General features: G+C 70.5%; 10 protein-coding genes. 8 read left to right on the forward strand and 2 right to left on the reverse strand.

The annotated features are described in order from the left end of the window. The first annotated feature begins 15 nt into the window (after positions 1-15). Positions 16-942 (forward strand): 2-hydroxyacid dehydrogenase, encoded by a 927-nt coding sequence (locus MILUP08_RS07695; protein ID WP_007456328.1) that lies wholly within the window; start codon positions 16-18, stop codon positions 940-942. Between the two features lie 116 nt (positions 943-1,058). Here the strand turns inward: MILUP08_RS07695 and MILUP08_RS07700 are convergent, their stop codons facing one another. Beyond that, on the reverse strand, positions 1,059-1,451 hold the full coding sequence (locus MILUP08_RS07700) for a PH domain-containing protein (protein ID WP_007456331.1): 393 nt from the start codon (positions 1,449-1,451) through the stop codon (positions 1,059-1,061). Between the two features lie 216 nt (positions 1,452-1,667). Here MILUP08_RS07700 and MILUP08_RS34410 point away from each other — a divergent pair, with 216 nt between their 5' ends. Then, positions 1,668-4,121 (forward strand): EAL domain-containing protein, encoded by a 2,454-nt coding sequence (locus MILUP08_RS34410; RefSeq protein WP_007456333.1) that lies wholly within the window; start codon positions 1,668-1,670, stop codon positions 4,119-4,121. Positions 4,122-4,136: 15 nt separating this feature from the next. Here MILUP08_RS34410 and MILUP08_RS07710 read toward each other — a convergent pair whose 3' ends face one another. Next, the gene (locus MILUP08_RS07710; RefSeq protein ID WP_007456334.1) at positions 4,137-5,156 is read right to left on the reverse strand and encodes a LacI family DNA-binding transcriptional regulator; all 1,020 of its coding nucleotides are present in this window, start codon (positions 5,154-5,156) and stop codon (positions 4,137-4,139) included. A 113-nt stretch (positions 5,157-5,269) separates the two neighbouring features. Between MILUP08_RS07710 and MILUP08_RS07715 the strand changes: the two genes are divergently transcribed. The 6 genes from MILUP08_RS07715 (at position 5,270) to MILUP08_RS07740 (ending at position 15,520) form a co-directional block, all read left to right on the forward strand. Beyond that, positions 5,270-7,720, forward strand: a complete 2,451-nt coding sequence (locus MILUP08_RS07715; RefSeq protein WP_007456336.1) for a glycoside hydrolase family 2 protein — start codon at positions 5,270-5,272, stop codon at positions 7,718-7,720. 128 nt (positions 7,721-7,848) lie between these two features. Continuing rightward, positions 7,849-9,267, forward strand: a complete 1,419-nt coding sequence (locus MILUP08_RS07720; RefSeq protein WP_237747042.1) for a tetratricopeptide repeat protein — start codon at positions 7,849-7,851, stop codon at positions 9,265-9,267. Positions 9,268-9,436: 169 nt separating this feature from the next. Beyond that, entirely contained in the window at positions 9,437-10,843 is a 1,407-nt protein-coding gene (locus tag MILUP08_RS07725) for a tetratricopeptide repeat protein (RefSeq protein WP_144056879.1), read from the forward strand. An 89-nt stretch (positions 10,844-10,932) separates the two neighbouring features. Further along, positions 10,933-13,191: a CHAT domain-containing protein gene (locus tag MILUP08_RS07730; RefSeq protein ID WP_039907447.1), complete on the forward strand. Its 2,259-nt coding sequence runs from the start codon at positions 10,933-10,935 to the stop codon at positions 13,189-13,191. 17 nt (positions 13,192-13,208) lie between these two features. Continuing rightward, a complete protein-coding gene (locus MILUP08_RS07735; protein ID WP_144056880.1) occupies positions 13,209-14,378 on the forward strand; it encodes a tetratricopeptide repeat protein in 1,170 nt (389 codons plus the stop codon). Positions 14,379-14,701: 323 nt separating this feature from the next. Then, positions 14,702-15,520 (forward strand): DUF4352 domain-containing protein, encoded by an 819-nt coding sequence (locus MILUP08_RS07740; RefSeq protein WP_007456346.1) that lies wholly within the window; start codon positions 14,702-14,704, stop codon positions 15,518-15,520. The last annotated feature ends 150 nt before the right edge of the window (positions 15,521-15,670 follow it).

A 15,670-nucleotide genomic window follows, 5' to 3' on the forward strand; every position in this document is an offset into this window, starting at 1 on the left:
CTATCGTCGGCGGACGTGAAGGTATGGATTCCGCATCAGGCCGGCCTGAACCTCGTCGGCGAGCTGCCCCCGGGCGTGACGGTGGAGGTCGCCGAGCACGCCGATCGGTTGCCGTCCTCCCCGGCCGATGTCCGCTTCTGGGTACCGCCGTTCCTGAGCGGGTCGGACGCGACCGCGCTGCTGGGCGAGCTGCCCGATCTGGAGGCGGTGCAGTTGCTCTCCGCCGGGGCGGACGCCTGGGTCGGCCGGATGCCGGACGGGGTCACGCTCTGCGACGCCCGGGGCGTGCACGACCCGTCCACCGCCGAGTGGGTTGTCACCGCGATCCTGGCCCAGCTACGGGCCTTCCCCGCCTTCGCCCGCGCGCAGGCTGAGCGGCGGTGGGCGTACGACGGCCACGCGCCGACCGACGAGCTGACCGGCAAGCGGGTGCTGATCGTCGGGGCCGGCTCGATCGGTACTGCGGTACGGGACCGGCTCGCGCCGTTCGAGGTGAGCTTCACCCTGGTCGCCCGGACGGCCCGGCCCAAGCAGGGGGTGCACGCCGTCGCGGAGCTGCCCCGACTGCTGCCCGACGCCGACGTGGTGGTGGTGCTGGTGCCGCTCACCGACCAGACCCGCGGCCTGATCGACGAGGACTTCCTGGCCGCGATGCCCGACGGGGCGCTGCTCGTCAACGCCGCCCGCGGTCCGGTGGCCCGCACCGAGGCGCTCGTCGCCGAACTGGCCACCGGCCGGATCTCGGCGGCGCTGGACGTCACCGACCCGGAGCCGCTTCCCGCCGACTCCCCGCTGTGGACGATGCCGAACGTGCTGCTCACCCCGCACGTGGCCGGGTCGGTGCGCGGGCTGCTGCCGCGGGCGTACCGGCTGGTCGGCGACCAGGTGCGGCGGTTCGCCGCCGGTGAGCCGCTGATCAACACGGTGGTCGACGGCTACTGACCGGGCTTCGCCGGTCCCGGGCCGGGTGTCGCCGGTCCCGCGCCGAGCCGCGCGGTCTAAGGCCGGAGCCGCGCGGTCCCCGGGCTGCGCGGTCCCCGGGCTGCGCGACTCCGGGCTTACGGGCCGGGGGTTTCGGCGGCCTCGTCCGGCAGCGTCTGGCCGGTGGCCGAGACCAGACGGGGCAGGTCGATGCCGCGTACCGCCGGAAGACCCACCTGCTGGCCGTCGTCGAGGCGGGCGACCGCCCGCCCGCGCGCGTCGGTGGTCAGCTCGACGACCCGGTCCCAGCCGATCCGACGTTGCCCGAACAGCGCCCGCAGGCGCAGCTCCCGGGGGTCGGCGTCGGTGCCGGCCCGCCAGGCCCACAGCCCGACGGCGAGGGGGACGAGCAGCACCGGCAGCAGGTACGCCCGGGCGTTGGCCAGCGGCAGGGCGCCGATGAAGGCGATGACGGCGGCGGCCAGGATGGCCTGGTTGTACCGGAAACGGACGGTGTCGGGCGTACTCACCCTGCGATGATCCCACCCCTGGTCGGAGAGGGTCGCGGCGGGCGGCGCGACGGGGCCCGGACGCCGTACAGTGATACGGGTCACTGCTTCGTGCAGGTGGCCGACGCGTAACCAATCTGGTCGCCGGTCGTTTCCCACTGTTGGGCAGTGGACCAGCAAACGTCTGCCGTCCCGCACCGCCGCACCGCCCCGTGCCCCCTCACGAAGGCGACCGCCGTGCTCCTCGCGTACCCGTTCCGTGTTCTCGTCCCCCGCCGGGCGGCCCCGGAGGTCGCCGTGTCCACGGCCGTGGCGCTGCTCGTCGTCGCCGGGGCCGCCGATCTGGTCCCGACCCCGGTGGTGATCGCGTTGTCCGGCGGCGCGGGCGCCACCCTCGCCGGCGTACGACTCTCCCGGCTGGCCAGCCGCCGCCCCAGCGATCCGGCGTCCACCGAGCCGTCGTGGCGGACGGCCGCCCTGCTGCTCGATGCGGCGGTGGTGGTGGCCGGCTGTGTCGCCGCCGCGCTGCCGCTCGTCGACGCCGGGCACCGCGCTGCCGCGCTGCTCGGTTCGCTGACCGTGGCGGTCCTGTCCGTTGTCGGGCTGCGCCGGCGTCCGGTCCGGCCGCCCCGGCCGGCGCGGTTGCGGGGGCTGGTCGAGGCGACCGGCCCGACCGTCGGTCTGACCCTCGCCGGCTGGTTGCTGCTTCCTTCCGACACCCTGCCCGCGCCGGCCCGGCTGGTCGCGGCGCTGGCACTCGGAGGGCTGGGCATGGCCGCGCTCAGCGTGTTCACCGGGGCCGTGCGGCGCTCGGGCGACGCGATCTGCCGGGGTGGCGTCCTGCTCACCCTGATCGGGCTGGCGCTGCTGACGATCCTGCCGCCCGCGCCGACGGGCCGGGTGGCGCTGCTGGCGGTGCCGCCGCTGGTGCTCGGGATGCTGCTGACCGCGCTCGGCGCGCTGTCGGCGGTGGCGACGGCCGGCGCACAGCCGGCGACCGGCACGCCCGCCGCGACCCCGCCCGCCGCGACCTGGCCACGGGTGGTGCTCCCGGCGTCGGTGCTGCTGCTCGCGGCGGGCCTGCACGTGGGATCCGGCCGCACTCCGGACCGGACGAGTGTGCTGCTCGCCCTGGCGGCGGTGCCGCCACTGGTCCTGCGGGAGCTGCTGCGCGGCGGCGACGCGGGCGTACCGGAGCGGCACGCCGCGCACCGCCGACGCGCCGATCGCGCGGTCCGGCGCCGGCGCGCGGCGCGACCACCGCGGTCCGACGCGACCTCCGTGTCGCCCCCATCGGGTCAGAGCCCGGACGCCGCGGCGTGGCCGCCCGGCGTCGGCGGGACCACCGCCCCCGGCGGTGACGGTCTCTGGTCTTCGGGTGTCGGCGCCCCGACCGGCGTCGACGCGGCGTGGCCCGATGCGGGCGTCGCCTGGTCGACGTTCGACCACCGGTCCGGTTCGGTCGGAGACCGGGCGGCGCTGCTGGACGCCCTCGCCGCCATCGGCGACGTGCCGGTGCCGGCCGGTGCGCTGCTGCTGGTGGAGCTGCACGGCGCGGACGGGCTCGGCCCGGTGGCGCGGGAGGACGTGCTGGCCGAGGCGGTCCTGCGGTCCCGCGCGATCGTCGGGTCCGACGACCTGGTGACCGGCTGCACCGGCACCGGCTTCGCGGTGGTCACCGGCGTCGGGCCGGTGCTGGCGTACGCGCTGGGCATCCGGCTGCTGACCGCGCTCACCTCGCCGTACGAGTTGGCCGGTTCGGTGCTGCGCGTTCAGGCGAGCATCGGGCTCGCCGAGGTCAGTGGCGCCGGGCCGGCCGACGTGCTCCGTCAGGCCGAGCTGGCCCGGCGACGGGCGGTGCAGCTGGGCCGGGACCGGGTCGAGTGGTACGACGCGTTCCTGGAGGAGCAGTTGGTGCGCCGGCTCGACCTGGAACGTGAGCTGCCCGGCGCGGTGGCGCGGGGCGAGCTGGACCTGGTCTACCAGCCGGTGCTCGACCTGACCGACCGGCAGCCGGTGGGCGCCGAGGCGCTGTTGCGCTGGCGCAGCCCGGTGCTCGGCACGGTGCTTCCGAGCGAGTTGCTGCCGGTCGCCGAGGATCTGGATCTGGTCGGCGAGTTCGAGTGGTGGGTGCTCGACCGGGCCTGCCGGCAGTTGGCCGCCTGGTCGGCGGGCCCGCGTGAGCTGTGGATGGCCGTCAACGTGACCGTCCGGGAGCTGACCACCCCCGACTTCGTGCAGCGCACCGCGGCGGTGCTGGCCGCGTACGGGGTGGCGCCGGAGCGGCTGGTGGTGGAGGTGGCCGAGCCGAGGATCGGCCCCGACCTGTCGACAGTCGTGGCTCGGCTGGCGGGGCTCCGGTCGCTGGGTGTCCGCACCGCGCTTGACGACTTCCGGGCCGAGCACGCGTCGCTGGCCCAGCTCCGCCGCCTGCCGATCGACCTGCTGAAGGTGGGCCCCGAGCTGGTGGGGGCGCAGCCGGCGGGGCAGCCGCCGCTTATCGACGTGGTGGTCAACGTGGGCGAGCGGTTGGGTGTGGAGATCGTCGCCGAGGAGCTGGAGTCACCGACCCAGGTCGAGGGTGCGCGTCGGGCCGGCTGCCGCTACGGGCAGGGCTTCGCGCTGGCCCGTCCGGCCACCGCCGAGCGGGTCGAGGCGTACTTCGAGGAGTTCCCCTCGGCGTCCCGCTGAGCGAACTGAACCGGTTCACTTGCCGCGCGGCGGTGCCGTGCTGCCGCGCGGGGTCAGTTGCGGGCTCTCGTCCTGCACGCGCGTCGCCGGCTGGCCCGCGATGACGGCGAGCAGGTGGCGGGCGGCGTGCGCGCCGTACGCGGGGATGTCGCGGCCCAGCGCCGTCAGGGGCGGGTGCACCAGCCGACACAGCGGCGAGTCGTCCCAGGCCACGATGGACAGGTCGTCCGGCACGGTGAGGCCCATCTCCTGGGCGACCGAGAGCCCGGCGACGGCCATCACGTCGTTGTCGTAGATGACAGCGGTGGGCCGCGTGGCGGAGCTGAGCAGTCGGCGGGTGGCCCGCCCACCCTCCTCGCCCGTGTAGTCGGAGAAGACGGTGACCGCGTCGGTCAGGCCGAGTCGCCGGCACACCGCCGCGAAGGCGTCGGTACGGATGGTGGTGTGGAGCAGGTCGGGCAGGCCGCCGACCCGGGCGATGCGACGGTGGCCCAGCGCCACCAGGTACTCCACCGCCTCGGTGAGCGCCGCCGTGTCGTCGGCCCAGAGGCTGGCCAGCTCGCCGGTGCCACCCGGCCCGCCGATCACCACGGCCGGCAGTTGGAGCTGTTGCAGGGCGGGGATGCGGCTGTCGTCGGTGCGCAGGTCGCAGACGAGCACCCCGTCGACCCGGCGCTCGCCCCACCAGCGCCGGTACACCGCGATCTCGGCGTCGTGGTCGGCCACCACCTGGAGGGTCAGCGCGTACGAGCGGGCCGAGAGTTCGGCCTCCACGCCACTGATCAGCGCCATGAAGAACGGCTCGACGCCAAGTGTCCGGGCGGGCCGGCACAGCGCCAGGCCGACCGCGCCGGCAGTGGCGGCGGAGAGCGCCCGCGCGGCGCTGCTCGGGCTGAACCCGATCTCGGTGGCGATGGCGAGGATGCGCTCCCGGGTGGCCGCGGAGACGCCGGGCTGCCCGTTCAGCGCGTACGACACGGCGCCCTTGGACACGCCCGCGCGACGGGCGACGTCCGCGATTGTCGGCCGCTTCACCGGCGTGCTCCTTGGTCTCTGGTGCCGTTGACAGCCCGGAATTCCGGACCGTACGGTGGCTCAGCTTATCCGGTTCAGTAGGCATCTTTCGATGCAGAAGGTGCGGTGACATCGTGAGCCGACAGGCACTCTACGACGGCTGGACCCTGCGGGCGACGCCCGGAGCGCAGGTGCCGGCGGAGGTCGCCGATCGGTCCGTGCCGGCGACCGTGCCCGGTTGCGTGCACACCGACCTGCTCGACGCCGGGCTGATCCCCGATCCCCACCTCGACGACAACGAGCTGTCCCTGGCCTGGATCGGGCGCACCGACTGGCACTACCGGACGACCTTCTCCGCCCCGGCCTGCGACCACGACCGGGTCGACCTGGTCTGCGCCGGCCTGGACACCGTCGCCACCATCACCGTCAACGGGGCCGAGGTCGGCCGTACCGAGAACATGCACCGCTCCTACCGCTTCGACGTCGGGGCGCTGCTGCGCGACGGCGACAACGACCTGGCCGTCGCGTTCGACTCCGCCTACCGCTACGCCGAGGCACAGCAGGCGCGGCTGGGCGACCGGCCGAACGCCTACCCGGAGCCGTTCCACTTCATCCGCAAGATGGCCTGCAACTTCGGCTGGGACTGGGGGCCCACGCTCGTCACCGCCGGCATCTGGCAGGACATCGGCCTGCACGCCTGGTCCACCGCCCGGCTGGCAGGCGTCCGCCCGCTGGTCACCATGGACGGTCGCGACGGCCGGGTCGAGGTGCACGTCGAGGTCGAGCGGGCCGCGGACGTCCCGCTCACCGTCCGCGCCACGGTCGCCGACGCCCACGCCGAGGTCGTCGTACCGGCCGGGCAGCGCACGGCCGTGCTGACCCTCACCGTCCGCGAGCCCGCGCTGTGGTGGCCCCGGGGGTACGGCGAACAGGCCCGCCACCTGCTGGACGTGACGCTGCACGCGCCGGACGGCGACACCCTGGACGGCTGGTCGCGGCGGATCGGCTTCCGCTCGGTACGACTGGACACCACACCCGACGCGCACGGCACCCCGTTCGTGCTGTCCGTCAACGACGTTCCGGTCTTCGTGCGGGGCGTCAACTGGATCCCCGACGACGTGTTCCCCACCCGGATCACCCGGGACCGCCTCGCCGGCCGGTTCGACCAGGCGATCGGGGCCAACGTCAACCTGCTCCGCGTCTGGGGCGGCGGCCGGTACGAGTCGGAGGACTTCTACGACCTCGCCGACGAACGCGGGCTGCTCGTCCAGCAGGACTTCCTCTTCGCCTGCGCCGCGTACCCGGAGGAGGAGCCGTTCGCCGGTGAGGTCGCCGCCGAGGCCGCCGAGCAGGTGACCCGGCTGACGCCCCACCCCTCGCTGGTGCTCTGGACCGGCAACAACGAGAACATCTGGGGCTGGCACGACTGGGACTGGCAGGAACCCCTCGCGGGCCGCACCTGGGGGCGCGGCTACTACCTCGACGTCCTGCCCCGCATCGTCGGCGAGCTGGACCCGACCCGCCCGTACTGGCCGGGCAGCCCCTGGTCGGGCACGGAGACGATCCACCCCAACGACCCGGCGCACGGCACCACCCACATCTGGGACGTGTGGAACACCGACGACTACACGAAGTACCGGGAGTACGTGCCGCGCTTCGTCGCCGAGTTCGGCTACCAGGCCCCACCGGCGTACGCCACCCTGCGCCGGTCGATCTCGGATGAGCCGCTGGCGCACGACTCACCCGGGATGGCGCACCACCAGAAGGCCGCCGGCGGAGACGCGAAGTTGCAGCGCGGCCTGGACGCGCACCTGCCCGCCCCGGTGGACTTCGACGACTGGCACTACCTCACCCAACTCAACCAGGCGCGGGCCATCCAACTGGGAGTCGAGCACTTCCGGTCGCACCGGGACGTCTGCGCCGGCACCATCGTGTGGCAGCTCAACGACTGCTGGCCGGTCACCTCCTGGTCGGCCGTCGACGGCGACGGCCGCCGCAAACCCCTGTGGTACGCGCTGCGCCACGCGTACGCCGATCGGCTGTTGACCGTGCAGCCCCGCGACGGCGGCCTGGCCCTCGTCGCGGTGAACGAGACCGGCGAGCCGTGGCAGGCGTCGGCCTCGGTGACCCGGCTGACCCTCGCCGGGGAGCCCCGGGCGAAGAACTCCCTCGACCTCGACGTCCCGGCGTACTCCTCCGTGACGCTGGCCCTGCCGGCGGACCTGGTGCGGCCGGACGACGCCCGGCGGGAGCTGCTGATCGCCGAGGCGGGGGAGACCGCCGAGCGGGTGCTGTGGTTCTTCGCCGAGGACCGGGACGTCGTCTGGCCGGCGGCGGCCTGGGACGCGACCGTCGAACCGGTCGACGGCGGTCAGCGGGTCCGGGTCACCGCCCGCACGGTGCTGCGCGACCTGACCCTCTTCCCGGACCGACTGGACGTTTCCGCCACAGTGGACGCGGCCCTGGTCACCCTGCTGCCCGACGAGTCGACCACGTTCACGGTGCGCGCGGCCGGGCCGCTGGACGAGGTGGCGCTCGTCGCCCGCCCGGTGCTGCGCTGCGTCAACGACGTCGACGCTTCTTGATCCACACGAGTTCGCCGATATCGCGGTGTCCGAGTCGAGCGGATACCGCGATATCACTGATCTCGTGTGGATCACCCCGGCGCGACACCTCGTGCGCTGGTGCGGGGGATGCGCAGGTTCGTTAGTTTGTGCTCGGCGGGGACGGTGCGGCCGAGGCAGGCAGGGGAGGTGCCGCTTTGACGATCGGCCCAGGCTTCGCGGCCGACAGCCGGCCGGCCGACGAGCCGAATCCCGTGGTTCGCCACAGGTCGTCGGCAAAGGTCGCCCAGTGGGTCGAGGTGCACCGGCTGGCGGTGGCGGGCCGGGAGACGGCGATCGCCCGTCATGTCGGTCGGCTGGTGGCGAGGGTGTGGCTCCCCAGGTCCCGGTACGCGGACGTCGCGGCTCTCGCGAATGCCACCCTGACGCTCGGCCCGGATGCCGGCGCCTTCTACGACCTGGGCTGGGTGCAAACGACCACCGGGCAGCCCTGGCAGGCCCTGGCCAGCTACGAGCAGGCTCTGGCCCTGTACCGCGAGGCCGGCAACCTGGGCAGCGAAGCAGCAACCCTGACCAACATCGGCGCGGTCTACGACAACCTCGGGGATCGCGAGCGGGCCCTGGCCCACTACCAGCAGGCCCTACCCGTCACCAGGGGAGTCGGCAACCGTTCCGGCGAAGCGACCACCCTCGTCAACATCGGCCTCGTCCACGACAACCGCGGGGATCGGGAGCGAGCCCTGGCCTATTACGAGCAGGCTCTGGCCATCACACGGGAAGTCGACGACCGTGCCGGCGAAGCGATCGCCCTCAACAACATGGGCGCTACGTACAACAGGCTCGGGGAGCGGGAGCGGGCCCTGGCCTATTACGAGCAGGCTCTGGCCATCACGCGGGAAGTCGGCGACCGTGCCGGCGAAGCGACAGTCCTCAACAACATCGGCCTCGTGTACGACAACGTCGGGGATCGGGAGCGGGCCCTGGCCTACTACGGGCAGGCTCTGCCCATCCGACGGGAAGTCGGTGACCGCGCTGGCGAGGCGGCAACCCTGACCAACCTCGGCGCGGCGTACGACAGGCTTGGTTATCGGAAGCGGGCGCTGGCCTACTACGAGCAGGCGTTACCCATCCAGCGGGAGGTCGGCGACCGTGCCAGCGAAGCGATCACCCTCAACAACATGGGCGCGGCGCATTTCGGGCTCGGGGATCCGGAACGGGCACGCGCCTACTTCGAGCAGGCGCTACCGGTCATCCGGGAGGTCGGCGACCGTTCCGGTGAAGCGACCACCCGGCACAACATCGGTGAGATCCGGCGTCAGCAGGGCGATTTCGCTGGTGCGAAGGACACCCTTGACGAGGTTCTGAAGGTCTTCCGGGCCATCGGTGACCGGGGATCAGAAGCAACTGCCTGCTCCACCATGGCGCTTGTGCTCGTCGACCTGGCGCGAGTCGACGAAGCCGTGAAGTTGCAACGCCGTGCGGTCGTCCTGGCGGAGCAGACGAACCATCCGAGGCTGGAACGGATGCGGGCGATTCTCGGCCAGCTCCAGCAGATGCGAAAGCGATAGTCGGCGTACTCAAGATCGCGCTTCATTCATGACGTGGTGCTCTCCCTGTACGGGGAGGCCACTACTTCCATGTTCGAAGTCGGATTCCAGACTTCAACAATCACCTGCCGCGTATCGCTGCGGTAGAGGTGTTGCAGGTCGACGGCGAGTGTGACGATCAATGGGTCGGATGGACAGCGAACCGAGGAAGAGGGGTGCCCCTCAGGTGACGGATGGTCCAGGCTCGACACCCGACAGCGGGTGGGCCGCGGAGCCGGTACCCACGGTTCGCGGCGGGTTGGCGGCGACGGTTGCCCAGTGGGTGGAGGTGCACCGATTGGCGGTGCTGGGCCGGGAGCCGACGATCGCCCGGGATGCCGGGGTCCGGGTGACGAGGATGTGGCTGCGGAGGTCCCGTTTCGCGGACGTCGCCGCCCTCTCGAACGCGACCCTGACCCTCGGCTTGGACGCTGACGCTCTCTATCACCTGGGTTGGGCTCAACTCTCCACAGGGCAACCGCGACAGGCTCTGGCCAACTACGAGCGGGCACTGAATCTGTACCGCGAGGCCGGCTACCGCTACAACGAAGCGGCAACCCTCAACAACATCGGTGGTGTGTACGACAACGTCGGGGACCGACAGCGGGCCCTGGCCTATTACATGGAGGCTCTGCCCGTCCTACGGGAGATCGGCGACCGCAAAGGTGAAGCGACCGCCCTCACCAACATCGGCACGGTGTACGGACAGCGGGGGGAGCGAAAGCAGGCCTTGGCCTGTTACGTGGAGGCCCTGACCATCCGGCAGGGGATCGACGACCGTGCCGGCGAGGCGACCACCGTCGCCAACATCGGCGCGCTGCACGAAGGGATCGGGGACCACGAGCGGGCCCTGGCCTCCTACGAGCAGGCTCTACCCATCTTCCGGGAGGTTGGTAACCGTGCTGGCGAGGCGACCGCCCTCAACAACATCGGTCTCGTGTACGACAGGCTCGGGGATCACGAGCGGGCCTTGGCCTACTACGCGGAGGCCCTACCCATTACCCGGGAGGTCGGCGACCGTGCTGTCGAGGCGGCCACCCTCACCAACATCGGCGCCCTCTACGGCACGCTCGGGGACCACAGGCGGGCCCTGGCCTCGTACGAGCAGGCTCTACCGATTACCCGGGAGGCCGGTAACCGTGCTGGCGAGGCGACCGCCCTCAACAACATCGGTCTCGTGTACGACAGGCTCGGAAATCATGAGCGGGCTCTGGCTCACCTCGCGGAGGCTCTAGCCATCGTCCGAGAGGTCGGCAACCGTGCTGGCGAAGCGACCACCCGGTACAACATCGGCGAGATCCAGCGTCGGCAGGGTGATTTCGCCGGTGCGAAGGACAGCCTTGATGGCGTTCTTAAAATCCTGCGCGCGATCGGTGACCCACGCATGGAAGTGAAGGTCAGCTCCACGATGGCGTTCGTGCTCCTCAGCATGTTGCGGGTGGACGAGGCCATCGAGTTCCAGCGCCGAGCGGTCGTCCTGGCCGAGCGGACAAGCCATCCTTCGCTGAACCAGATGCGGGCGATCCTTGACCAGCTACAGCGGATGAGAAGGAGATAGGCGGTGAGCACTGCCGTGCTCGAGGGAGATCTCTTCCCCGCAGGCCGAATCGCAGCAATGCCGAGGAAGGGCTTCCTGTGGTCAGCGAGATGAACACGTACGAGCTGGAGATCTTCGAGCAGACCTCCGACTACTCCGAGCTGCGTTTGTCCAGCGGAGAAGGCCGCCCGAAGACCCGTGGCGTGGACAAGGCTGCCATCGATCGCCTGATCGGTGTGGTGGAACGCCAGTACAGCCAGCACTCGGTCACTCAGCAGGTGTTCGGCTCACCGCAGCTACTCGGTCTCGGCACGGAACTGGCGGCCTTCCTCGACGGCGACGAACGGTGGCTGACTCCGATCCTGCACCACCCTCCCGGCACCACACTGCGCATCACTGTGGCGGGGCAGCTACGGCACCTGCCCTGGGAACTGCTCGCCTCCGACGGCGCGTACCTGACCGTCTCCGGTCATGCGCCGCTGCTGCCAGTGCGGGCCGTCGGCACGAACGCGGCCCTCAAGACCCCGGTCACACCAGGGAACCGGCCCCTGCGGGTGCTGTTCATGGCCACGTCGCCCGAGGGCGTCGAGCCCGTGCTCAGGTACGAGGCGGAGGAGGCGGCCATCCTGGATGCCACCGTGCGCACCGGCACCGAGCTGGTCGTCGAGGAGAGCGGCACCCTGGAAGGGCTCCGTTTCCTCAGTCGCGACCACGGCGCGGGATACTTCGACGTCCTGCACCTCAGCGGCCACGCCACCATCAGTGAGACCGGCCAACCCGTCTTCGTGGTGGAGGACGAGTTCGGCGGGCGGGTCGACGCCACGGCCGACCAGATCGCCCACGCACTGGCCGGGCACTGGCCCCGCTTGGTCTTCGTCTCCGGCTGCCTCACCGGGAGCGCCCCCGGCGGCGGCACCGTCCCCTCGATGAGCGAAAGCCTCGTCAGCGCCGGAGCCCCCGCGGTGCTGGGGTGGGCGCTGCCGGTCGGGGACCTTTCGGCGACCGATTTCGCCGCGGAGCTCTACCGGTCGCTGGCTGACGGGGTGCCCCTGGACCGGGCCGTCACCGAGGCCCGCCAGCACCTGTTCACGCAGAAGCGCGGCAACTGGCATCTGCTGCGCGTCTACGCAGACAGGTCTCCCCTGGCGCCCATGGTCACGCCGCTGCACACAAAGGGGCGCGCACGAATCCAGATCCGGCCCGCCGACCAGGAATTCCTGGACCCGCAGACCCAGCTCTCCCGGGTCGCCGCGCGTGCCGCCTTCGTCGGACGACGGCGCGTCATCCAGCGCTGCCTGCGTACCCTCAAAAAGCCTCAGGGCACGGACGGCGCGGCCGAGGCCCTGGTCCTGCAGGGCATGGGCGGTCTCGGCAAGAGCAGCCTCGCCTCCCGGCTGCTGGAACGCGTGCCCACGCACCAGCGTGCCGTCTGGTACGGCCGCGTCGACCTGACGAGCTTCCGGGAACTCGCCAGCAAGCTCTCGTTTCCCACCGTCGAGCAGCAGATCGAGGCGGACAAGCTGCTCGCGGACGACCGGGCGTCCCTCCTGGTCCGCCTACGCCACCTGCTCCGCGTCGACGGACCTCTCGGGCAGACGCCCTGCCTGTTCGTGTTCGACGACTTCGAGGTCGGCAACCTCGACGAACGCGGCGGCGGTCACGTGCTCTCCGCGGAGATGGCCGACATCCTTCCGGCACTGCTCAAGGCCATCCGCGAAACCGGGAGCCCCAGCCGGGTCGTCATCACCAGCCGCTACCGCTTCCCCGCCCCCGCCGGAACCACAGTCGTCGTCGAGTCACTCGAAACGCTCACCGACACCGAGCAGACCAAGAAACTCGCGAACCTGCCGAACCTGCGCCGCGGCTCCTCCATCGATCCCGACATCCGCACGCGCGCCATCCACGCCTCGGCCGGCAACCCGCGACTGCTCGACTGGCTCGACCTGATCGTCGCCCAACCCAGCCTCGACATCGACGGCCTCATCAGCGCCATCGAAGGGGAAGCCGACCGTTTCCGCCGGGAAACCGTCCTCGCGAAGAACCTCCTCGGCTCGCAGGCCCCCGAGCTGCAAAAGATGCTCGCGAAGGTCAACGTCATCGAACTGCCCGTCCCCGCCGAAACCGTCACGGCCGTCCACGACCACCCCGACGCCACCAGCCACATCGAGCGCGCCGTCCAGCTCGGCCTCATGGAAGAGGGTACGGACCCCGAAACGCGCCGGCCCCGCTACTACGTCTCCAACATCCTTCGTCCCCTGATTCGTCCTCTGCTCACCGACGACGAATACACCGAAGCCTGTGCCGCCGCCGCACGGAGCCTCTACAAACTCTGGGTCACCGACCCTGCGCCGCCCTTGCCCGCGTCATGACCACCCTGGCTCGTTGGGTGGAGGTGCACCGGCTGGCGGTGGCGGGCCGGGAGGCGGCGATCGCCCGAGACGTTGGTGATCGGGTGGCACGGGTGTGGCTACGCAGGTCGCGATTTGCGGATGTCGTGGCACTGTCGACTGCGACCCTGACTCTCGGCCCGGACGCTGGCGCCCTCTACGACCTTGGCCGGGCGCAATCCAACACCGGGCAGAACCAGCAGGCCCTGGCCAGCTATGAGCGGGCCCTGCACCTGTACCGGGAGTCCGGGCACCGGGGCAACGAGGCGGCCACCCTCAACAACATCGGCTTGGCGCAGAACAGGCTCGGGAATCTGGGGCAGGCCCTGGGTTACTACGAGCAAGCTTTGTCCATCGCAAGAGAGGTCGGCGATCGTGCTGGCGAAGCCATCACCCTCCACAACATCGGAGGCGTATACGACAGGCGTGGGGATCGGCGGCGAGCCCGGGACTACTACGGACAGGCGCTACTGATCCATCGGGAGGTCGGCGACCGTTTTGGGGAGGCGACGACCCTCATCAGCATCGGCTCCGTCGACGACAACCTCGGAGACCGCCAGCGGGCCCTGGACTACTACGGGCAGGCTCTACTCATCCAACGGGAGGTCGGCAACCGTGCCGGCGAAGCGGCGGCACTCACCAACATCGGCCTCGCACACAAGAGGCGTGGGGATCCGGAGCAGGCCCTGGACTACTACGGGCAGGCGCTACCCATCCAGCGAGAGGTCGGCGACCGTGCGGGCGAGGCGACGACCCTCAACAACATCGGCGCCGTGTACGGCGACCTCGGGGATCGGGAGCGGGCCTTGACCCACTACGAGCAGGCCCTACGCATCCGCCGAGACGTCGGCGACCGTGCGGGTGAGGCGGCCTCCCTCAACAACATCGGCCTCGCATACCACGGGCTTGGGGACCGGGGGCGGGCCCTGACCTACTACGAGCAGGCTCTCCCCCTTATCCGGGAGGTTGGCGACCGCGCCGGCGAAGCAGTCGCCCGGTACAACATGGGGATGCTCCGCTGGATGGAGGGAGATCTCGACCAAGCAATCGGCGAGCTCGAACTCGTCGTCGAACTCGGCCGTCAAGTCGGCGATCCAAACCTGGCAGCGGACACAGGCATGCTCGAACATCTACGCAATGAACGAGCGAAGGCGCGGAAAGCGACCTGATCGCCACCCCGCCCGATCACGCCGCGCGCTCAGCCGTGGCAAAAATGCCCCGCCGTTGTGGTGGCCGGTCCCGGGCCAGGCGAGAAGCTGGTTGACGGATATCTGACAACGAACGCATTGCAGGTCTCTGTGACTTTTGCCGACTGGGCTCAAAATCGTCTAAACGTGCGACTAGCGGCTCGTCGAATCGGGTGCTTGCTGGGCTGACTCGTCGTCCGACCCAGGCCGGGTGGAGGGCTATTTGTCACGGGCGCCTATGGCATCGTGCGAGACGCTTCCTTGTTTCGCTGCAACGCCGATCAAGATCCGGGAGACATCACTCGATGACGGCCCCTAACGAGCCCACCCAGTATCAGCCGATCGTCAGTCAGCCACTGATGCCACCAGGTGGTCACTTCTCGCAGCCGGATGCCGGGCAACTCCCACCCCCCAACACCGGCCAGCTTCCTCCGCCGATGCCCGGCGAGGTCTCATCATCGCTCGCCCCCAAGAAGCGTGCCTCATGGCTGCTGCCCACCCTCATCGGAGTCGGCGCGTTCGTAATGCTTTGCTGTGGCGGTGGGTTGGTGGTCGGCCTTACCGCCGATGACAAGAAGGCTGATGCCACCGCCGTCAGCAGCAGCGCTTCCGCCCAGCCGACTAGCGCCACCTCTGCGAGTGCATCAGCTCCGGCGGAGAAGGTGGCGGCTTCCAGCCCGGCCAAGACGACTACGGCTCCCGAGCCTACGAAGCCGAAGGTTCCCGGAATTGGCGACAAGGTGCGCGGCGGCGACTTCGAGTTCACCGTCAAAAGTGTGAAGTGTGGGATCTCCCAGGTGGGCAGTGAATTCCTCAACACCAAGGCGCAGGGCACGTTCTGTAGGGTCAGCGTTACTGTCAAGAACGTTACTAAAAAAGCGCATACCTTCCACGCCGATGGCAGCATTTCCGCTCAAGACGGTGCTGGTCGGGAGTACGAGGTCGACGGAGAGGCCGGGATCTACGGCAATAGTGATGGGCAGGGGTTCCTCGACGAAATCAATCCGGGCAACTCCGTGACCGCACACGTCTTCTTCGACGTGCCAAAGGGCACCAAGCTCAAGACGGTCACCCTTGATGCCGGGCTGTTCACCTTCGCCGAGGACGCCGTCGTCGCCCTGTGATCGTCGCCAAGCCTCCCGACACGTCGATGTAAAACAAGTGTCATGGTGCGCCCTCAGAGTTCACGCGTCCGCCGAAGTGCCGTCGCCTTCCTACCTTTAGTGACCAGCGAGGCCCCGGCGTATGCCGCGGGCCTCGCTGTGATGGCGGTC

Origin of the sequence: Micromonospora lupini str. Lupac 08 (assembly GCF_000297395.2) — a bacterium.
Taxonomy (GTDB): domain Bacteria; phylum Actinomycetota; class Actinomycetes; order Mycobacteriales; family Micromonosporaceae; genus Micromonospora; species Micromonospora lupini.

Excerpts from the sequence above, each read along its gene's own strand:
- MILUP08_RS07725 (WP_144056879.1), top strand. The coding sequence starts at position 9,437 with ATGGACAGCGAACCGAGGAAGAGGGGTGCCCCTCAGGTGACGGATGGT.
- MILUP08_RS07730 (WP_039907447.1), top strand. The coding sequence starts at position 10,933 with ATGAACACGTACGAGCTGGAGATCTTCGAGCAGACCTCCGACTACTCC.
- MILUP08_RS07740 (WP_007456346.1), top strand. The coding sequence starts at position 14,702 with ATGACGGCCCCTAACGAGCCCACCCAGTATCAGCCGATCGTCAGTCAG.